Annotated in this window: 22 protein-coding genes; 18 read left to right on the top strand and 4 right to left on the bottom strand. The window is 69.4% G+C overall.

All coding sequences use genetic code 11. The features are described from left to right. Positions 1 to 6 precede the first annotated feature (6 nt). The 14 genes from C0099_RS10965 (at position 7) to C0099_RS10900 (ending at position 10,953) form a co-directional block, all read left to right on the top strand. On the top strand, positions 7 to 402 hold the full coding sequence (locus C0099_RS10965) for a hypothetical protein (protein WP_102247450.1): 396 nt from the start codon (positions 7 to 9) through the stop codon (positions 400 to 402). 4 nt (positions 403 to 406) lie between these two features. Then, positions 407 to 1,324: a LamG-like jellyroll fold domain-containing protein gene (locus C0099_RS10960; RefSeq protein WP_123785245.1), complete on the top strand. Its 918-nt coding sequence runs from the start codon at positions 407 to 409 to the stop codon at positions 1,322 to 1,324. After that, positions 1,321 to 1,953 carry a hypothetical protein gene (locus tag C0099_RS10955; protein ID WP_102247448.1) on the top strand — a complete coding sequence of 211 codons (633 nt, stop codon included), beginning with the start codon at positions 1,321 to 1,323 and terminating at the stop codon, positions 1,951 to 1,953. The genes C0099_RS10960 and C0099_RS10955 overlap by 4 nt, the downstream gene beginning before the upstream one ends. Further along, positions 1,950 to 3,617, top strand: a complete 1,668-nt coding sequence (locus tag C0099_RS10950; protein WP_102247447.1) for a hypothetical protein — start codon at positions 1,950 to 1,952, stop codon at positions 3,615 to 3,617. The genes C0099_RS10955 and C0099_RS10950 overlap by 4 nt, the downstream gene beginning before the upstream one ends. Next, positions 3,610 to 3,834, top strand: coding sequence for a hypothetical protein (locus C0099_RS10945; RefSeq protein WP_102247446.1), 225 nt, complete (start codon positions 3,610 to 3,612; stop codon positions 3,832 to 3,834). Before C0099_RS10950 ends, C0099_RS10945 begins: the two co-directional genes overlap by 8 nt. 103 nt (positions 3,835 to 3,937) lie before the next feature. Continuing rightward, entirely contained in the window at positions 3,938 to 4,333 is a 396-nt protein-coding gene (locus tag C0099_RS10940; RefSeq protein ID WP_102247445.1) for a hypothetical protein, read from the top strand. Beyond that, positions 4,317 to 4,961, top strand: coding sequence for a glycoside hydrolase family 19 protein (locus C0099_RS10935; RefSeq protein ID WP_102247444.1), 645 nt, complete (start codon positions 4,317 to 4,319; stop codon positions 4,959 to 4,961). The genes C0099_RS10940 and C0099_RS10935 overlap by 17 nt, the downstream gene beginning before the upstream one ends. A gap of 85 nt (positions 4,962 to 5,046) precedes the next feature. Beyond that, a complete protein-coding gene (locus C0099_RS10930; protein WP_102247443.1) occupies positions 5,047 to 5,547 on the top strand; it encodes a hypothetical protein in 501 nt (166 codons plus the stop codon). After that, the gene (locus tag C0099_RS10925; protein WP_102247442.1) at positions 5,547 to 5,999 is read left to right on the top strand and encodes a DUF1353 domain-containing protein; all 453 of its coding nucleotides are present in this window, start codon (positions 5,547 to 5,549) and stop codon (positions 5,997 to 5,999) included. Before C0099_RS10930 ends, C0099_RS10925 begins: the two co-directional genes overlap by 1 nt. A gap of 288 nt (positions 6,000 to 6,287) precedes the next feature. After that, the gene (locus tag C0099_RS10920; RefSeq protein ID WP_102247441.1) at positions 6,288 to 8,411 is read left to right on the top strand and encodes a protein-disulfide reductase DsbD family protein; all 2,124 of its coding nucleotides are present in this window, start codon (positions 6,288 to 6,290) and stop codon (positions 8,409 to 8,411) included. Positions 8,412 to 8,446: 35 nt separating this feature from the next. Continuing rightward, positions 8,447 to 9,064 (top strand): redoxin domain-containing protein, encoded by a 618-nt coding sequence (locus tag C0099_RS10915; RefSeq protein ID WP_102247440.1) that lies wholly within the window; start codon positions 8,447 to 8,449, stop codon positions 9,062 to 9,064. A gap of 121 nt (positions 9,065 to 9,185) precedes the next feature. Then, complete coding sequence (locus C0099_RS10910) at positions 9,186 to 10,187, top strand: 2-hydroxyacid dehydrogenase (RefSeq protein WP_199797601.1); 1,002 nt, start codon at positions 9,186 to 9,188, stop codon at positions 10,185 to 10,187. A gap of 125 nt (positions 10,188 to 10,312) precedes the next feature. Beyond that, positions 10,313 to 10,603 carry a nucleotidyltransferase family protein gene (locus tag C0099_RS10905; RefSeq protein WP_102247439.1) on the top strand — a complete coding sequence of 97 codons (291 nt, stop codon included), beginning with the start codon at positions 10,313 to 10,315 and terminating at the stop codon, positions 10,601 to 10,603. Positions 10,604 to 10,632: 29 nt separating this feature from the next. Beyond that, entirely contained in the window at positions 10,633 to 10,953 is a 321-nt protein-coding gene (locus C0099_RS10900; RefSeq protein WP_228151692.1) for a HepT-like ribonuclease domain-containing protein, read from the top strand. On the opposite strand, the gene C0099_RS10895 is transcribed toward C0099_RS10900, so the two are convergent. Further along, positions 10,887 to 11,987 carry a GlxA family transcriptional regulator gene (locus C0099_RS10895; protein ID WP_102247437.1) on the bottom strand — a complete coding sequence of 367 codons (1,101 nt, stop codon included), beginning with the start codon at positions 11,985 to 11,987 and terminating at the stop codon, positions 10,887 to 10,889. The two genes, C0099_RS10900 and C0099_RS10895, sit on opposite strands and share 67 nt — an antisense overlap. A gap of 106 nt (positions 11,988 to 12,093) precedes the next feature. On the opposite strand from C0099_RS10895, the gene C0099_RS10890 reads away from it, so the two are divergent. The 4 genes from C0099_RS10890 (at position 12,094) to C0099_RS10875 (ending at position 15,111) form a co-directional block, all read left to right on the top strand. Next, positions 12,094 to 13,047, top strand: a complete 954-nt coding sequence (locus C0099_RS10890; RefSeq protein ID WP_102247436.1) for a homocysteine S-methyltransferase family protein — start codon at positions 12,094 to 12,096, stop codon at positions 13,045 to 13,047. A 74-nt stretch (positions 13,048 to 13,121) separates the two neighbouring features. Further along, the gene (locus C0099_RS10885; protein ID WP_102247435.1) at positions 13,122 to 13,970 is read left to right on the top strand and encodes a GNAT family N-acetyltransferase; all 849 of its coding nucleotides are present in this window, start codon (positions 13,122 to 13,124) and stop codon (positions 13,968 to 13,970) included. A 12-nt stretch (positions 13,971 to 13,982) separates the two neighbouring features. Next, the gene (locus tag C0099_RS10880; RefSeq protein WP_102247434.1) at positions 13,983 to 14,270 is read left to right on the top strand and encodes a DUF1330 domain-containing protein; all 288 of its coding nucleotides are present in this window, start codon (positions 13,983 to 13,985) and stop codon (positions 14,268 to 14,270) included. A gap of 10 nt (positions 14,271 to 14,280) precedes the next feature. Continuing rightward, a complete protein-coding gene (locus tag C0099_RS10875; protein WP_102247433.1) occupies positions 14,281 to 15,111 on the top strand; it encodes an NYN domain-containing protein in 831 nt (276 codons plus the stop codon). 45 nt (positions 15,112 to 15,156) lie between these two features. Here C0099_RS10875 and C0099_RS10870 read toward each other — a convergent pair whose 3' ends face one another. The 3 genes from C0099_RS10870 to C0099_RS10860 all read right to left on the bottom strand — a co-directional run bounded on the left by C0099_RS10870 (position 15,157) and on the right by C0099_RS10860 (position 17,397). Further along, complete coding sequence (locus C0099_RS10870) at positions 15,157 to 15,822, bottom strand: hypothetical protein (protein WP_102247432.1); 666 nt, start codon at positions 15,820 to 15,822, stop codon at positions 15,157 to 15,159. Positions 15,823 to 15,824: 2 nt separating this feature from the next. After that, positions 15,825 to 16,466, bottom strand: a complete 642-nt coding sequence (locus C0099_RS10865) for a ParA family protein (RefSeq protein WP_102247431.1) — start codon at positions 16,464 to 16,466, stop codon at positions 15,825 to 15,827. 97 nt (positions 16,467 to 16,563) lie between these two features. Next, positions 16,564 to 17,397 carry a class I SAM-dependent methyltransferase gene (locus C0099_RS10860; RefSeq protein WP_102247430.1) on the bottom strand — a complete coding sequence of 278 codons (834 nt, stop codon included), beginning with the start codon at positions 17,395 to 17,397 and terminating at the stop codon, positions 16,564 to 16,566. Positions 17,398 to 17,467: the final 70 nt, after the last annotated feature.

Raw genomic sequence — 17,467 nt, 5'->3', positions numbered from 1 at the left:
ACACCCATGCCAGCCCCCGAAACGTATGAATGGAGCGCCGCCGCGATCATCGCCGCGCACACCGCCGTGCGCGACCTCATCGACGCCCACGCAACGCTGCCCGGCGCCGTGCTGGTGCGCGACGCCGCTGACGTGCTGCTCGGCACCATCACCCTCACCGACCCCTGCGGCACTGTCAACGGCACCACCGGCCAGCTCGCCTTCGACTTCGACGGCCGCGAGGACGACGCCGACGCCGGCGGCACCATCGCCTATGTCGAGTTCGTCGACGGCGACGGCACCGTACACCTCGCCCTGCCCGCCGAAGCCGGCACCGAGGCCGTCAGCGGCAAGGCGGTTTTCAACACCCTGACCGTGGTCGCGGGCGCGCCGATCGAGATGGTTGCGGCGGTTGTGGGGTGAGGCTGTGAGCATTCCGCACTACGACAAGGTCGCGCTGCTGCTGCCGATGTTCGGCGACAACAACGGCGTAGATTTCCGGGACTACGGCCCGCAGTCTCGGTCAGCGACCGCGATCGGAGACGCAAAAACCGTCACGAGCCAGGGCGAGCACTACGGCAGCTGCGCGTATTTCGATGGCGCAGGCGACGCGATTCTGGAGGGCGCCGTAAACGCAGACTGGACATTCCTGCACTCTGGTGCGGAGCCGTGGACGCTCGCGGTCCGAGTGAGGCCGGCCGGTAGCGCAGATTACCGGACGATCGTCGATACGGGCGGCGGCGCCACCGCGAACCGGGGCATTTATCTCGGTGTGCGAAACACCGGCGCATTGCGTCTGTTGATCGCGCGTGGAACTGGCGGGACATACGAAGTGGATATTAACACGTCTGCCGGTGTCGTCCCGAGCGATGCGTGGAATCAGGTTGTGCTGGATTTCGACGGGACGACGATCCGATTGTGTGTCGGCGATGCTGTGGTCGGAAGTTCGGCGCGGTCGAGCCCGTCCAGCGCCGCGCCGAGCAGCCCGCTGCGACTTTTTGCGACATCGCCGAGCAGTGCATCCCCGTATGCCGGTTACGCGGAGGATTTTGTGATCTGGCGCGGGGCCTCTATTTTCGGCGATACCCCGTACGAGCTGTCCCGACTCGTCGGCGAAATCTCCGGCAACGTCACCGACGCTACGGGCGATCCGGCCGAGCGCCGCATCTTCGCCGTGCCCCGCGCTGCGCCCGTTCGCGGGTTTGAAACCGTCTCCGACGCCGCCGGCGATTACTCGCTGATGGTGCCGGCCACCGAGTGCAGCCGCATCGTGCTGGCTGACGACGACGGCGACCAATCCACGCCGGTGCGCCCCGACAGAATCCGCAGGATCATCCCGCAATGAGCGCGCCGGAACTGCGCCTGCCGCATGACGCCGCCGACGAATCATGGGTGGGCGTCGACGCCGAACTGCGCTTGCCGCACGACGCCGCCGACGAGACCTGGGCGCCGACGCTGGTCACCGCGCTGGTCTCCGTCCCGTCGCCGCTGGGCGCGCCGGCGGTGGTGGGCGAGGTGCTCGTCATCCTGGTCGAGGGCGTGGCGGCGGTGCCCTCACCGCTGGGTGCGCCCGCTGCGCGGGCCGATGTGCCGGTTCAAGCGCGCACCAGCGTGCCCGGCCCGCTCGGAGTCCCGGCGGTGCTGGGCGAGCTGGTGCAGACGGCCCTGGCCGCCGTGCCGTCGCCGCTGGGTGCGCCGGCGGTGGTGGCCACCGTGGTGCGCTACGAGCTGCGCGGCGCGGTGCGCGACCAGGGCGTGCTGGTGGAGCGCCGCGTGCGCGCCTACCGGCTGGACACCGGCGAGCTGGTCGCGCAGGGCGACACCAGCGCCGGCCTGTTCCGCCTGCCGGTGGGCTTCGAGGCGCGCCTGTTCACGGTGCTGTCCGTGCATCTGGACGAGGCCGCCACCGACTATGCGCCGCCCTGCGCCAACCGCGTGGAATCCGTGCTGGCCATGGACGAGGTGGCCGCATGAGCGCCCAGCCCGGCAACAGCATCGGCCTGAACTACCGCCCGCAGCCGGCGGCGGCGGAGCAGGGCGACGACATCTGGCTGGAATACACCCTCACCGGCCTGCGCCGCATCGGCGCGCGCGTGGTCGCGCCGTGGGTGCTGGCCACGCCGTCCATCAGCCGCGTGCGGGCGCTGCGCGCCGACACCACGCTGCGCGACATCCCACGCAGCGTGCCGTGGCGCATTGCCGACCCGCTGCCGGTGCGCGCCGTGCTGCCCTGGGGCGTGGCCGACACGGCCGACCGTGCCGTGCGCGCGAACTGGGGCACGTTCGACCGCAAAGCCGACCCGCGCAGCATCTTCCCCTGGGGCGTGGCCAGCACCGCCGACCGAGACGGCCGCCTGCCGTGGGGCCGCTACACCCGCACACCCGCGCGGGCCGAGCGCCCCGGCTGGGGCATTACGCAGGCGCGCGACACCGCCGCCACGCTGCCCTGGGGCGTGTGCGCCACGCTGGACCAGCGCCTTGCCGCCCGCCATGGCCGCGCCGTGCGCGCCTATGCCGTGCATGAGCTGCCGTGGGTGCGCTACAGCCGCATCGTCGACCCCGGCTGGGGCGTGGTCACCCCGCCCAACGAACCGCCCACCGACGAAAACGGGACGATTCTCGTCCCGAAGCTCAGGAGCTACATCGTGGTCAACAACGCCAGCCTCATGCGGGTGAGCAACTCGCTCGCCATCGAGGCGCTCACGCTCGAGGTGCGCGGCGATGCCGACGACGTGCACTGGGCGTGGTCCGCCTCGCTTTTCGCCAAGCAACTCGACGACCTGGAGCCGAACGCCCCGGGCGAGCTGGTGGAGCTCGAAGCGCAGATCAACGGCGTGGCGTGGCGTCTGCTGGTGGAGGACATCGCCCGCGATCGCCGCTTCGCGCAGGACCGCATCAACATCGGCGGCCGTGGCATCGCCGCCAACATCGCCGACCCCAACTACGAGCGCGAGAGCCGCGACAACACCTTCGGCGCGCTCACCGCGCAGCAAGTTGCTGCCGCTGCGCTGACGGACAACGGGGTCTCCATCGGCTGGTCGCTGGCGTGGAGCGCGCCGGACTGGCTCATCCCCGCAGGCGCCTGGGTACACACCGGCACGCCGCTGGAAGCCGTGCGCCGCATCGCCGAAGCCGGCGGCGGCTACGTGCGCGCCGACCCCATCATCAAGACCCTGCACGTGCTGCCGCGCTACCCGACGCTGCCGTGGGAATTCGCCGCCGCCACGCCCGACTACGTGCTGCCCGCCGAGGCCACCACGCGCATGGCCACGCGCTACATCCGCCGCCCGCCGCATAACGTGGTGTGGATCCAGGGCGGCGAAGTGGGCGGCATCCTCGCCCAGGTCAAGCGCACCGGCAGTGCGGCAGACCGCGCCGCCGAAGCCGTGGTGGACCCGCTCGTCACCCACGTCGATGCCGCGCGCGGGCGCGGCGAGGCCATCCTCGGCAACACCGGAGCGCAGCAACTCATCACCGTAGAGACACCCATCCTCGACGCCGTCGGACTCATCCCAATCGGCGCGCTCGTCGAATGGCAAGAGGGCGCCACGGCACTGCGCGGCATCGTGCGCAGCGCCCGCGCCAGCTTCGCGCGCCCGCGCGCGCGCCAGACGCTGGAGATCGAATGCCATGAGTAACGCCCTGATCGCGCTGCGCCGCATTTTCGCGCCGCCCCCGCTGATGGTCGGCACCGTCACCGCCGTCAACGGCGCCGAGTGCGTCATCGAACTGGACGACGGCGGCATCCACACCGCGCGCGGCGACGCCACCGTGAACGACCGCGTGTGGTTCCGCCCGGGCGGCGTCATCGAGGGCGCCGCGCCCGCGCCCACCGTCACCGTGATCGAGATCTAGGAGGCCCGGCCATGCACCCGATCGGGCTCAAGCTCCTCGCCGCCGCCCTGATGCGCGCCTGGCGGCGCTATCGACAACGCCGACCGCAATGAGGACGCACGTAATGCCCGACAAAAACCCCGACCTCTGGACGATTTTCCTGTTCTTCCTGGCGTCGGTGTCCGGTGCCGTGGGTGGCTGCGCTGCCGGGTCTGCGTTGGGCCTCAAGCGCGGCCAGATTCTCGCCGGGCAAGTGACGGCCTACGGTTTCATCGGCGTGGTGTGCGGCGGCCTGAGCTACGCATTCGGCCACCACATTGGCCACCCGGGCGACACGCTTTCCGTGATGGGCTGGGCCATGGCGGTCGGCATTGGCGTGCCGTTCGTACTGGCCTGCCACAACTTCGGCGCGCGCTATGCCTTCCGGGTTTTCGGCGTCGACGTCGAATTCACCATGCGCAAGCGCGGCGAGGAGCGGCGGAGCGAAGAAAGGATGCAGCGCGATGACCCGTCAAATTGATTTCCTCACCGCCGACCGCCTGCGACGCGCCACCGGGTGCAGCCCGGCGACCGCAGCCAAGTTCGTCGAGCCGCTGCGCATCGCCTGCCGGCGTTACGACATCGACACCCCGGCGCGCATCGCCGCCTTCGTCGCCCAACTCGCGCACGAATCCGCGCGCTTCGACCGCCTCACCGAAAACCTCAACTACAGCGCGCACGGCATGGCCGCCACCTGGCCCGGACGGTTCCGCGGCCCGGATGGCGAGCCCAACGCGTTCGCGCGCGATCTGCACCGGCAGCCCGAGCGCATCGCCAACGTCGTGTACGCCGACCGGCTCGGCAACGGGCCCCCCGAATCCGGCGACGGCTGGCGCTACCGCGGGCGCGGCCTCATCCAGATCACCGGCCGCAGCAACTACCGCGCCTGCGGCGCCGCGCTCGGCGTGGATCTGGAGACCTACCCCGAACTGCTCGAATACCCGCTGTATGCCGCGCTCTCCGCAGGCTGGTACTGGCACATGCGCGGACTCAACGCCCACGCCGACCGCGTCGACGTCGAGCGCATCACCCGGCTCATCAACGGCGGCACGCACGGCCTGGCCGATCGCGTGGCGCTCACCGAGAAGGCCCTCACCGCAATGGCATGACCGATCAACGGGCGACAACGGCGGATTCCGATCAAGTTTCGGGGGACAAACCCGACCCGCGTCGCCCACCAACAGGAGCAAGACCATGCGCACCATCCTCATCCTGATCGCCGCCATCCTGATCGGCGCATGCACGCCGGCCAGCCGCGACGCCACTCTGGCCGCATCGCATCTGGTCGCGCTGCAGGACCAGTACCAGCACGCCGCTGCGATCTACGAGCGCCACATTGACACCGTGCCCGAGCCGCGCCGCGCCGAAGTGCAGCGCGCGTGGGCAGTGGTCGAGCTCCTGCACGACCGCCTGCAGACCGGCGACCTGCCCGCCATCGCCGAAGCGTTGGCGCTGTACGAGATCGCCCGCCCGGCGTGGCGCGAGCTACGCGCCGAGGCCGTGGCCATGATCGAGGCCGGCCAGATCGCCGACCCGCTCGAGCGCATGCGGCTCATCGAAATCGACCGCCGCGCCCAGCGACTCGACGAGGCCGTGCAGCGGCTATCGGTGCAGGGCGCCGACGGCATGAGCCTCGCCGGCATCGTCGCCGATCTGGCGCCGCTGGTGGCGCTGGTCGCGCGGATGGCGATCTGATGTTCCTCGGCGAGCTCATCATCCGCGACGGCCAGCGCAGCGGCGAGTGGGTGCTGCACGCGCCGTTTGTCTGGCAGACCGATGACGAACGCATCGTCGTGCCGGAGGGTTTCCGCACGGACCTGGCGAGCATTCCACGGCTATTCCAGGGCCTGATCCCCGTCAATGGCCGGCACCGGCGCGCGGCCGTGCTGCACGACTATCTCTACGTCGTGCAGGACCGCAGCCGGTCGGCGGCTGATCGTCTGTTTCTGACGGCGATGGAGTCCGTCGGCGTGCGCTGGTCGCAGCGGTGGGTGATGTACGCGGCCGTTCGCGTTGGCGGCTGGCTGCCGTGGTTGCGCTCGGATCGGGAGTTGCGCACAGACCCGCGCCACTGGCTCGCGCGGCACGGCATCGAGCGCGAGGAATTGCGCACGCCGCCGGCCGAGATCGACGCGATCGACGTCTAGCCGGCAGCCGCGCGAGCCAGAAACCGGTCACAAACGCCAAAATCAACCCGCTAAAACACTGGGATTGCGGGCCGCTCAGTTTGTGACCGATTCGTGGCTATGTGTCTGATCCTGCGCAAAATGGACGATCCTTCGTAATCAGTAGGTCGCCAGTTCGATTCCGGCCAGCAGCACCAAAACGAAAAGCCAGCCTTCGGGCTGGCTTTTTTCGTTCCGCTCGTGCGGAACCTCAGCGCGCCGCGGGACTCCACGTTCGGCAACCCGGTTCCTGTCCGGAGAGATTCCCGCATGTCCCCTCGACACATCTTTTCTGGCCTGACTGCCTGCGCTCTCACGCTGGCGTCGCTCGGCGTGTCGGCCCAGGAGCAGGGGGCGGTGGTCGCAACGCCGCATGTGAGTGCACGTCTGGTCGCCTCGGCGCAAGCCGTCGCGCCGGGTGATACGGTCACGGTCGGCCTGGCCAAGACCATCATTCCCGGATGGCACACCTACTGGCGCAATCCGGGCGATTCCGGGCTGGCCACCACCATCGACTGGCAGACGCCCGAGGGTGCCGCGGTCGGCGACATCGAATGGCCGGCGCCGGAGCGCCACTCGCTCGGGCCGGTGACCAACTACGGCTACGAGGGAGAGGTCACGCTGCTCTCGCCGCTGACCGTCCCCGCCGATGCCGCGCCGGGTATGACGATCGCGCTGCGTGCGGCGGTTTCTTGGCTGGTGTGCGCCGACATCTGCATCCCCGAGGACGTCGAACTGGAACTGACCCTGCCGGTGGCCCAGGCGACGCGCGGCGACGGCCACCCGGCCATCGACGCGGCGCGCGCCCGCCTGCCGCAGCCTTCGCCGTGGGCCGCGCGTCACGCGGTCGGCGAGGACGGTCTGTGGCTGGCCGTGGACGCCGGTGCACTGCCCGAAGGCGCGCGCGACATCTGGTTCTATCCCTACGACTGGGGGCGCATCGACCAGTCCGCGCCGCAGGCCCTGTCGCGCACGGCCGACGGCATCGTGCTCGCCGCCCCGCGCGGACAGGCGCCTCCTGCGGATGCGCCGCTCGCCGGCGTGCTGGTGATCCGCGAGGACACCGCCGACGGCCTGCTCACGACCGCCTTCGAAGTGTCCGCGCCGCGCGTCGACGCGATCGCGCCGGGCGAGCCGGTGGCGCGCGACGATGGCGGCGCTGCACCATCCATCGGTCTGGGCATGGCACTGCTCTTCGCGCTGGCCGGCGGCCTGATCCTCAATCTCATGCCCTGCGTGTTCCCGGTGCTGGCGATGAAGGTGCTGGCGCTGGTGCGCAGTGGCGGCGATGCGGCCGGCGTGCGCGGCCATGGCCTGGCCTATCTGGCCGGCGTGCTGGCGAGTTTCGCGCTGCTCGCGGCGGTGGTGCTGGCGCTGCAGCAGGGCGGGGCGCGGCTGGGCTGGGGCTTCCAGTTCCAGTCGCCGGTGTTCGTGGTGATGGTCGCCTGGCTGCTGTTCGCGGTGGGGCTGAACCTGTCCGGCGTGTTCACCCTCGGCGGCGGCCGGTTGGCCGGCATCGGCCAGTCGCTGACCGCGCGTGGCGGGCATTCGGGCAGCTTCTTCACCGGCGTGCTGGCGGCGGTGGTCGCCACGCCTTGCACCGCACCCTTCATGGGCGCGGCCATCGGTTTCGCGATGACGCAGCCGCCGGCCTCGCTGGTGGCGATCTTCCTCGCGCTGGGGCTGGGGCTGCCGCTGCCCTTCGTGGTGCTGGCGTGGCGGCCGGCGCTGGTCGCGCGACTGCCCAGGCCGGGCGCGTGGATGGAGCGCTTCAAGCAATTCCTGGCCTTCCCGATGTATGGCGCGGCGGTGTGGCTGGTGTGGGTGCTGGCCCTGCAGGCCGGCGCCGATGGCGTGCTGGTGGCCGCCGGCGGCATGCTCGCGATCGCGCTGGCGGCATGGCTGTACGACGCCACCTGGGCCTCGGCCGCGCGATTGCGCCGTGGCGCGCAAGCGACAGCGGCGATGCTGGTCGTCGCGACGCTGGCGGTCGGCTCGGGGCTGGCCACCCAGCCGCGCGAGACGCAGGCCGCCGCGCGTGCCGGCGCACTGCTCGCGCATGAGCCCTATGCACCCGAACGCTTCGACGCATTGCGTGCCGAAGGGCGCGCGGTATTCGTCAACATGACCGCCGCGTGGTGCATCACCTGCATCGTCAACGAGCAGGTGGCGCTCGAACGCGCGGACGTGGCGGCAGCCTTCGCCGAGCGCGACATCGCCTATCTGAAGGGCGACTGGACCAACCAGGACGCCGCCATCACGGCCGTGCTGGAACGCTTCGGGCGCAGCGGCGTGCCGCTGTACCTGTACTACCCGCCCGGCGCCGGCTCGGAGGCCGTGGTGCTGCCGCAGATCCTCACCCCCGACATCGTGCTCGACGCCATCGGCGTATGAGCCGTGTACATGCAACCACCCACAGGAGAACCAAGATGACGATTCGCCCGCTGATCGCCGCCGCGCTCGCCGCCGGCCTGTTCATCCCGCTTGCCACACTGGCCGCGCCCGAGGTGGGCAAGCCCGCGCCCGACTTCAAGGCGATGGCCGCCGATGGCACCACCGTCGAGTTGTCCGCGCTGCGCGGCAAGACCGTGGTGCTGGAATGGACCAACCATGACTGCCCGTTCGTGATGAAGCACTACCGCACCGGCAACATGCAGGCCACCCAGGCGAAGGCGGCCGAGCAGGGTGCGCTGTGGTTTCAGGTGATCTCGTCCGAGCCCGGCTCGCAGGGTCACGTCAGCGGCGAGCGCGCGCAGGCGCTCAACGCCGAGCGCGACGTCACCGCGGTGACCAACACGCTGATCGACGAGGACGGCAAGGTGGGACGTGCCTACGGTGCGCAGGTCACGCCGCACATGTACGTGATCGACGCCGAGGGTGTGTTGCAGTACATGGGCGGAATCGATTCCATCGCCACCGCGCGCGACGCCGACATCGAGAAAGCCACCAACTACGTGGTCGAGGCGCTCGACGCGGTCAAGGCCGGCGAACCCGCGCCCAATCCGGTCACGCGTGCCTACGGCTGCACGGTGAAGTACGCTTCCTGAGACGCAGCGAGCCGCCGCTGTCTGCGAACATGTGCCGCTGGGCAAGATCGGGATAATCCCGGATGATTCCCGTGGCCGCGTTCTGCATTGGCAAGACTGCCGGCGGATTTCATGAAACGCAGTGCACACAGGAGGACTCGCCATCAAACCGAAAATTCTCGTCACCCGTTCTGTCTTTCCCGAAGTCATCGAACATCTGTCGCAGCACTTCGAGATCGACTACAACGATCAGGATGTCGCGCTGCCGGCCGACGAACTGGCCGCACGCCTGTCAGACAAGGTCGGCGCGATCACCATGCTCTCGGATCGCATCGATGAAGCGGCACTGCGTTCCGCGCCGAACCTCAAGGCGGTGTGCAACGTCGCGGTGGGGCACAACAATTTCGACCTCGCGGCGATCAGCGCGGCCGGTGTGATGGCCACCAACACGCCGGGCGTGCTCAACGACACCACGGCCGATACCGCCTGGGCGCTGCTGCTGGCATCGGGGCGACGCATCGTCGGCGCCGACAAGTGGGTGCGCGACGGCCAGTGGCAGGGCTGGAAGTTCCACGACGACTGGCGTGGCCACGACATCCACCACGCCACGCTGGGCATCCTCGGCATGGGCCGCATCGGCCAGGCCGTGGCGCGCCGCGCCGCCGGCTTCGAGATGCGCGTGATCTACCACAACCGCTCGCGGCTGGCACCGGAGCAGGAGCAGGCGTGCCAGGCGACGCTGGTGAGCAAGGAAGAATTGCTGCGCGAGTCCGACTTCCTGGTGCTGCTGCTGCCGTATTCGCCGGCCACGCATCACGTCATCGGCGCCGCCGAGATCGCGCAGATGAAGCCCACGGCGCATCTGATCAACATCGCGCGCGGCGGCATCGTCGACGATGGCGCGTTGATCGAGGCGCTGCAGAACAAGACCATCGCCGGCGCGGGGCTGGACGTGTTCGAGAACGAACCGGCGCTCGATGCGCGCTATTTCGCGCTCGACAACGTGGTGCTTACGCCGCACATCGGCTCGTCGACGCGCGCCACGCGTCTGGCCATGGCGATGCTCGCGGCCGACAACCTGATCGCCGCGCTCGCCGGCCGGCGTCCGCCCAATCTCGTCAATCCCGAGGTGGCGGGCGGCTGACCCGGGCGGCGCCCCCGCTCACGCGGCAGGGCGGGGTGCGGGCGACGGGTATGGCCGCCCGGAGACGACGTCGTGCGACGGTGGCGATACACTATTGCAGACCGTCATTTGCCGGGAGCATCGAAATGACCCTGCTCGATCAACTCGCCAGCCGCCGCGATGAACTCGCCCGACTGGCCGCACGCCACCATGCGTCGAACCTGCGCGTGTTCGGCTCGGTTGCGCGCGGCGAGGAGCGCGATGACTCCGATGTCGACCTGCTGGTGGATTTCGGTGCCGAGGCGTCCCTGCTCGATCAGGTCGGCCTGCAGGCGGATTTCGAACGCGTTCTCGGCCGCAGGGTGGACATCGTCACGCCCAACGGCGTGAGCCCCTTCCTGCGTGAGCGCATCGTGCGCGAGGCTCGGCCCATCTGATGCGTGACCGGCGCGTCCTGTTGAGCCACATGCTGTTGTGTGCCGAGCGAATCCTCGAGTACACCTCCGGCGGTCGCTCGGCCTTTCTTGCCGACAATCGCACGCAGGACGCGGTTGTGCGCAACCTCGAAGTGATTGGCCAGATCGTACGCGACCTGGACGCACAATGTCTTGGCGACATCAGTGCGGGCGTGCCGTGGCATGCCATCGCGGGCATGCGCAACGTGCTCGCCCACCAGTACCTCGGGGTGGACATGCTGCTGGTGTGGAAGGTCGTCGAGGATCATGTTCCTGCGTTGCGCGACGCCGTCATCGAACTGCTCGACGGTGACTTGCCCGGCACCGCGTAGCCTCCGTGTGTCGCGAGCATGCGGCGCACGGCGCCAAAGCGCTTGCGGTACTGCGCCGGGCTCAGGTGCACCTGGCGGCGGAACAATCGGCTGAAGAAGCGCGGGTCCTCGTAGCCGACCTCGGCGGCGATCTCGTCGATCGGGGTGTCGCCGGTTTCGAGCATGTGCTTGGCTTCCTCGATGCGCAGGGTGTGCACGTACTCGAGCGGGGCCATGCCGGTGGCCTCGCGGAAGCGGCGCTTGAACGAGCGCTCGGGCAGGCCCGACAGGCCCGCCATCGCCGCCACCGGCGAGTGTTCGGCGTAGTGCTCGGCGATCCACGCCTGACAGCGCGCGATCACCGCATCCTCGACTTGGCGCGAGCGCGCCAGCCGCGCGAAGGGCTGCTGGCCGATGGCGTGCCAGTCGATGAGGTTGATGCGCGCGACCTGCATCGCCGATTCGACATCGATGCTGCGTGCGATCAGGTACAGCGCCAGATCCAGCCACGAGGTGCCGCCGCCGGCCATCACCAGGCGGTGAGCGTCGCCCGACACCACCAGCGCGCGCTGCGGCTGTACGCGTACCTTCGGGTGGCGCTCGCGCAGCACGTCGCAGTACGCCCAGTGGGTGGTCGCTTCGAGTCCGTCGAGCAGTCCCGCCTGGGCCGGCAGCATGACCCCCGAGCAGGCGTTGGCGATGATCGCGCCGGCCGCGTGGCACTGCCGGATCCACGCGATCTCGGGGTCGAACAGCTCGGTCAGCGGTTCGCCCGGCGCGATGGTCACTTCCGGCACGCACACGATGTCCGGAACCGCGGTCTTGTCGAAGCCCGCGTGCGCATGAATCACGATGCCGTTGGAGACCGTCAGCGCGCCGCGCCGGCGCGCGACGATGCGTGGGCGCATCAGGCAGGGGCCGGGACGACCGTCGACGATCACGCCCCAGTCGCGGCCGGCCGACATGAACAGGTCGTACATGCCGTGGACCACCGAGGCGGAGGTCTGTTCAAAGGCGAGGATCGCGACCGAAACCGGGGGGCGGGAAGCACTCATGGCCGATTTGTCCACTTCCTTGCGGAAATGGCCCTCAACGTGCCGCCGCGACGCGCCTAACCTCTCCGTCATGCCCAGCAAGGGGCAATCATGGAGAACGACGAAGATGAGCCGCTACCGCAACGACTTGCCGCAACTGTACGACACCTTCATCGCCGACGGTGGACTGGAAACGACCATGATCTTCCACGAAGGTCTGGATCTGCCCCATTTCGCCACCGTCGTCATGCTGCGCGACGAGGCCGGCCGCGACATCCTGCGCCGCTACTATCTGCGCTACATCGAGCTCGCGCGAGCGCATCGCGTCGGCATCGTGCTCGACACCGCCACCTGGCGCGCCAGCCCCGACTGGGGCTGGAGTCTGGGCTGCGACGCCCAGGAGCTGGCCGGGCTCAACCGGCGCGCGGTCGAACTGCTCGAGTCGATTCGCCAGACCCATGCCAGCGCCACCACCCCGATCGTCGTCAGCGCCCAGCTGGGCCCGCGCGGCGACGGCTACGTCGCCGACCTGCGCATGAGCGCTTCCCAGGCGCGTGACTATCACGCGGTGCAGATCGGCACCTTCGCCGCGACCAGCGCCGATCTGGTCTCGGCGTATACGCTCAACTACGTGGACGAGGCCATCGGTATCGTCGAGGCGGCGCGCGACCACGCCATGCCGGTGGCGATTTCCTTCACCGTCGAGACCGACGCTCTTCTGCCGTCCGGCGAGGGCCTGGCCGAGGCGATCCGTCGCTGCGACGAGGCCACCGACGCATACGCTGCCTACTACATGATCAATTGCGCGCACCCCGAGCATTTCGCCCACGTGCTCGACGGCGATCCGCTACTGGCCGAGCGTCTGCGCGGCGTGCGCGCCAACGCCTCGCGCTGCAGCCATGCCGAACTGGACGACAGTACCGAACTCGATACCGGCGATCCGGAAGAGCTGGGCCGGCAATACGCCGATCTGCGCCGGCGCCTTCCCGGCCTGAGCGTGCTCGGCGGCTGCTGCGGCACGGATCATCGTCACATCGATGCGATCGCACGCCAGCTGGACAGCCCCGCGCTGGCGGCTTGAGCGGCGCGCAGCGCGGCGCGAAATCCGCTATCGTCGGTCCTGCGGGGATGGTCCCGCGGACCGACGGAGCGGACATGACGCAGGACTTGCGCATCTCGACGATGTCGCGCGAGGAGCTCGACATCGCCATCGACTGGGCGGCGGCCGAGGGCTGGAATCCGGGCCTGCACGATCGCGACAGCTACTACGCAGCCGACCCCGAGGGTTTTCTTATCGGGCGCGTCGGTGACGAGCCGGTGGCGACGATCTCGGTGGTGCGTTACGACGAGCGCTTCGGCTTTCTCGGCTTCTACATCGTGCATCCGGAGCATCGCGGGCGAGGCTACGGCAGCGCGCTGTGGCGCGCCGGCATGCAGCGCCTGGCCGGCTGCACGGTGGGGCTCGACGGCGTGCCGGCGCAGCAGGACAACTACCGCAAGTCCGGCTTCGAACTGGCTTGGCGCAACGTGCGCTACGAAGGTCGAGGTGGCGGCGAGCGGGTCGAGGATGCGCGCATCGTACCGCTGGTTTCGCTCACGCTGGATGAGTTGACCGAGTTCGAGCGGCCGTTCTTCCCGGCACAGCGCACGGACTTTCTGCTGGCCTGGCTGGCGCAGTCCGATTCGCTCGCGCTCGGCTGCGTGGAGGAAGGGTGCCTCGTCGGTTATGGGGTCGTCCGCGCCTGCCGCAACGGCTACAAGCTTGCACCACTGTACGCCGACCGGCCCGACGTCGCCGAACTGCTGTTTTCGGCGCTGGTCTCGTGCGTTGAGCCCGGCGAGCCGGTGTTCCTCGACATTCCCGAACCCAACGCCGAGGCACGCGCGCTCGTCGGGCGCCACGCCATGCAGCCGCAGTTCGAGACCGCACGCATGTACGCCGGCCCGGCGCCGACGCTGCCGGTGGAGCGCATCTACGGCATGACTTCCTTCGAAATCGGTTGAACGGAGCGCACGATGAACGATGCCTACCTGATCGGCCACATCACCATCAAGGACCCGGAAAATTGGGTCGAGTACAAGTCGCGCGTGCCCGCCACGCTCGCGCTGCACGGTGGCGAGGTGGTGTTTCGCGGCACGGTGGATGCGGTGCTCGCGGGCAGTCACCCGCACACCGACACGGTCGTGATCCGCTTTCCAGATTGTCAGTCGCTGCATGCCTGGCATGATTCGGCGGCCTATCAGGCGCTGATCGCGCTGCGGGCCGAGGCCTCCGACGGTACCCTGATCGCCTACACCACCTGAGGAGGCCGCCATGGCCAACGGCAAGCGCGACACCAAGTTCGAGCCCGACGATTCGGCCCTGCGGCTGGCGGTACTGATCGACGCCGACAACGCCCAGGCGGCGGTCATCGAGGGTCTGCTGGCCGAGATTGCGCGCTTCGGCGAGGCCACCGTCAAGCGCATCTATGGTGATTTCACCTCGCCCGGCAGCGCGCAGTGGAAGAAGGTGCTCAACCGTCACGCGATCAAGCCGGTGCAGCAGTTCGCCTACACCACCGGCAAGAACGCCACCGACAGCACGCTGATCATCGACGCCATGGATCTGTTGTACACGCGGCGCTTCGACGGTTTCTGCCTGGTATCGAGTGACAGCGACTTCACCGGACTGGCGTTGCGCATCCGCGAGGAGGGGTTGATGGTGTTCGGCTTCGGCGAGAAGAAGACGCCTGATGCCTTCCGCAACGCCTGCCACCGCTTCCTGTTCACCGAGGTGCTGCGCCCGGTCGCGCAGAAGGCCGCCGAAACCACACCGGCGCCTGCGGCGAAAGGCGCGAAAAGCGCGAAGAAGCCCGCCAAGGCGGTGCCGAAGCCGGCGGCAGCCGAAGAGCCGACCGAGCAGGACTTTCCGCGTGCCTTCGTGCTCGAAGCGCTGGACAAGGCCGGCGACGACTCGGGCTGGGCCGGGCTGGGCGCCTTCGGCAGCTATCTGAACAAGCTGCAGCCGGATTTCGACTCACGCCTGTATGGCTTCCGGAAGCTCAGCGACCTGGTGCGCGCACGCACCGACATCTTCGAGTGCGAGGAACGCGCCGTGCCCGGCGCGGATGCCAAGGTGCTGTACGTGCGCGCCCGTGAGCGCTGAGCCCAGTTCTCTTGGAAAGGGCCGCGCTGCGGGCGCGTACAGGGTTCAGCCCTTCTTCTTCTTTTTCTTCTTGCTGCCGCCCCGGGTCACCGTGGGCAGGCCTTCGAGCACCGCTGCGATTTCGGCCGCGCTGCGCTCGCTGAGCAGGGCGATGCCCGCGCGCAGCACCTCGGACTTGCTGGTCTTGCGGCCGGCCTTCTCGAGCGCCTGGCGCAGCGCCTTGATGTGCTTGTGTTCGGCGGCCGGGATCGAGAACGAATCGCGCACGACCTTGCCCGGCTTGACGCTTGCGAGCTTCGCCGGCGTTGCTTCGGGGGCCGCCGTCGGGGCGCTCGTGCTGCGCGCGCCCGAGGTGGGTCGGCTGCGTGCCGGCACGCTGCGGGTCGATGCCTTCGCGCGCGTGGGTTTCGCCGGCGGCTTGGTGGCCGCGGGCTTGGTCGCCGCCGGCTTTGCTGCCGGCGTGTTCGTGCGCGGCGTGCGGGCGGGGGCTTTGGCGGGAGTGCCCGCTTTCGCGCCAGCGCTCGCAGGGCGCGTCTTCGCGGCTGCCGCTCGCGGCGCGGCGCTGCCCGTGCCCGGCGAAACCTTGGCGGCGGCCGTGCGGCGGGTGGCCGGCTTGCGCGCGGAGGGGGCGGGCAGGCGTTCGGCCAGCGCGGCGTCTTCCTGGGCGAGACTGGCGCGCAGCGCGCTGCGGGTGCTCTTGCGGGTGGTCATGGTCACTCCTCGAGTCGGTTCAGCACGGCCGAGACGAGACGCTCGACCTCTTCCTGCGCGGCCGCCGCGGAGCGGCCGAGCGAGTACACGGAGCCGCCACGCACGGCCGAGAGCGCGTAGGCGCTGCGCTGGCCCAGCGTTGCGTCGAGCAGCGGCAGTTCGAATTCGCGCATCACGTCGATGACTTCCTCGGCCAGTGCGGTGCGCGTGACGCGGTTGGGCAGCAGGCAGCCGGCGAGACGCTTGCGCTGCAGGATCAGGCGTTCGATCGCGCGCGTGGACCACAGGTCGGTGGGGCCGGGCACCACCGGCACGATCGCCAGGTGCGCGACATCGAGCGCGGCCAGGGTATGCCCATGTTCGATCGAAGGCGGGCAGTCGAGCAGCACCGCATCGGTGTCGCGCAGCGCGCGCAGCACGCGCCCCAGCCGGGTATCCGTTACGACGCGTACGACGTCGGCGGGAAAGCGTTGGTCGGGCGGGGCGGATTCGGCCCAGCGCGAGGCGCTCTCCTGTGGGTCGAGGTCGACCACGCCCACGCGCAGGCCGCGCCGGGCGAGGCCGGCGGCCAGCTGCATCGCGACGGTGGTCTTGCCCGAACCGCCTTTCTGCGAGGTCAGCGCGACGATGGCCGGAACTCTCATGTAAGGGGACTTCCCTGCGCTTGGGGCGGCCGCGGGCCGCATGCGTCCTGTATACCGGGCGCGCGATGAAAAAGCCATCCTGCCCGCCGGGGGCGGATCATCGGCGCAGGCGTCGGGCGGACCAGTCCGCGCCCTCGAGCGGGCGGATGGTGTCGGTGTCGACGTGGCCATGGTAGCGGCGACCGTCAACACGGAAGGAGATTTCGGCACCGTCGAGTTCGACCGCGCCGGTGTCGAGCGCCTGGCCGTTCGCGCTTGCTCGCGCCGTGACGCGCTGGAAGCGTTGTTCGAATTCGAGGTCGACCGGCGCAAGTCCTTCGCGCTCGAGTCGCCAGCGTCCGCCGACGCGGGCGGGCACGATCCACAGATAGACGTCGCGCAGATGCACGTGATCCTTGGCGTCGGGCGTCCATTCGCCCATGTCGAACGAGTGCGAGACGATGCGTGTGCCCGGCTTCATCTGCGACAGGATGAGCGGACGCAGGCGCAGGTTCAGCTCCGGCAGCAGATACATGGTGAGGACGTCGGCATCGAAGAAGTCCGTCTCGAACAGGTCGGCGTGCACGAAGCGCACGCGTTGCGCCACGCCCGCCGCCGTGGCCTTGTCGGCGGCGTAATCGACCAGCCACGGGTCGATCTCCACCCCGAGGGCGCGCTCGACGCCGTATTCGGTGGCAGCGGTGAGCAGGATGCGTCCGTCCCCGGAGCCCAGATCCACCACGTAGTCGTCCGGGCCGACGCCGGCCATGTCGAGCATGCGGCGCACCGCATCCATCGGCGTGGGCGTGAAGTCGACGTCGAGCTTGGGGTCGTGGTCCTCGAAGGGCTTCGTTTCGTAGGCGACCACAGGAAGACAGGCGAAAAAGGCGATGAGCAGCGCGAGCGGTGCACACAGGCGTGCGAACGCGCGCGGGCGGCGGGAAGCCGTCATGGAAGTCTCCGGATGAGATGGCGCATGTCAGGACAGGCTCGGCGCGCGAGCGTTCCCTGACGCGGGGCGC

This window comes from Pseudazoarcus pumilus, assembly GCF_002872475.1.
GTDB lineage: Bacteria > Pseudomonadota > Gammaproteobacteria > Burkholderiales > Rhodocyclaceae > Pseudazoarcus > Pseudazoarcus pumilus.
This window is presented reverse-complemented; position numbering and strand designations above follow the sequence as displayed.

What these genes read in the sequence shown, in the direction of transcription:
- C0099_RS10875 (WP_102247433.1), top strand. Translation starts at nt 14,281, where the DNA reads ATGGCCAACGGCAAGCGCGACACCAAGTTCGAGCCCGACGATTCGGCC.
- C0099_RS10870 (WP_102247432.1), bottom strand. Translation starts at nt 15,822, where the DNA reads ATGACCACCCGCAAGAGCACCCGCAGCGCGCTGCGCGCCAGTCTCGCC.
- C0099_RS10895 (WP_102247437.1), bottom strand. Translation starts at nt 11,987, where the DNA reads ATGAGTGCTTCCCGCCCCCCGGTTTCGGTCGCGATCCTCGCCTTTGAA.
- C0099_RS10950 (WP_102247447.1), top strand. Translation starts at nt 1,950, where the DNA reads ATGAGCGCCCAGCCCGGCAACAGCATCGGCCTGAACTACCGCCCGCAG.
- C0099_RS10945 (WP_102247446.1), top strand. Translation starts at nt 3,610, where the DNA reads ATGAGTAACGCCCTGATCGCGCTGCGCCGCATTTTCGCGCCGCCCCCG.
- C0099_RS10935 (WP_102247444.1), top strand. Translation starts at nt 4,317, where the DNA reads ATGACCCGTCAAATTGATTTCCTCACCGCCGACCGCCTGCGACGCGCC.
- C0099_RS10930 (WP_102247443.1), top strand. Translation starts at nt 5,047, where the DNA reads ATGCGCACCATCCTCATCCTGATCGCCGCCATCCTGATCGGCGCATGC.
- C0099_RS10955 (WP_102247448.1), top strand. Translation starts at nt 1,321, where the DNA reads ATGAGCGCGCCGGAACTGCGCCTGCCGCATGACGCCGCCGACGAATCA.
- C0099_RS10860 (WP_102247430.1), bottom strand. Translation starts at nt 17,397, where the DNA reads ATGACGGCTTCCCGCCGCCCGCGCGCGTTCGCACGCCTGTGTGCACCG.
- C0099_RS10925 (WP_102247442.1), top strand. Translation starts at nt 5,547, where the DNA reads ATGTTCCTCGGCGAGCTCATCATCCGCGACGGCCAGCGCAGCGGCGAG.
- C0099_RS10885 (WP_102247435.1), top strand. Translation starts at nt 13,122, where the DNA reads ATGACGCAGGACTTGCGCATCTCGACGATGTCGCGCGAGGAGCTCGAC.
- C0099_RS10890 (WP_102247436.1), top strand. Translation starts at nt 12,094, where the DNA reads ATGAGCCGCTACCGCAACGACTTGCCGCAACTGTACGACACCTTCATC.
- C0099_RS10905 (WP_102247439.1), top strand. Translation starts at nt 10,313, where the DNA reads ATGACCCTGCTCGATCAACTCGCCAGCCGCCGCGATGAACTCGCCCGA.
- C0099_RS10965 (WP_102247450.1), top strand. Translation starts at nt 7, where the DNA reads ATGCCAGCCCCCGAAACGTATGAATGGAGCGCCGCCGCGATCATCGCC.
- C0099_RS10915 (WP_102247440.1), top strand. Translation starts at nt 8,447, where the DNA reads ATGACGATTCGCCCGCTGATCGCCGCCGCGCTCGCCGCCGGCCTGTTC.
- C0099_RS10940 (WP_102247445.1), top strand. Translation starts at nt 3,938, where the DNA reads ATGCCCGACAAAAACCCCGACCTCTGGACGATTTTCCTGTTCTTCCTG.
- C0099_RS10880 (WP_102247434.1), top strand. Translation starts at nt 13,983, where the DNA reads ATGAACGATGCCTACCTGATCGGCCACATCACCATCAAGGACCCGGAA.
- C0099_RS10865 (WP_102247431.1), bottom strand. Translation starts at nt 16,466, where the DNA reads ATGAGAGTTCCGGCCATCGTCGCGCTGACCTCGCAGAAAGGCGGTTCG.
- C0099_RS10900 (WP_228151692.1), top strand. Translation starts at nt 10,633, where the DNA reads ATGCTGTTGTGTGCCGAGCGAATCCTCGAGTACACCTCCGGCGGTCGC.
- C0099_RS10920 (WP_102247441.1), top strand. Translation starts at nt 6,288, where the DNA reads ATGTCCCCTCGACACATCTTTTCTGGCCTGACTGCCTGCGCTCTCACG.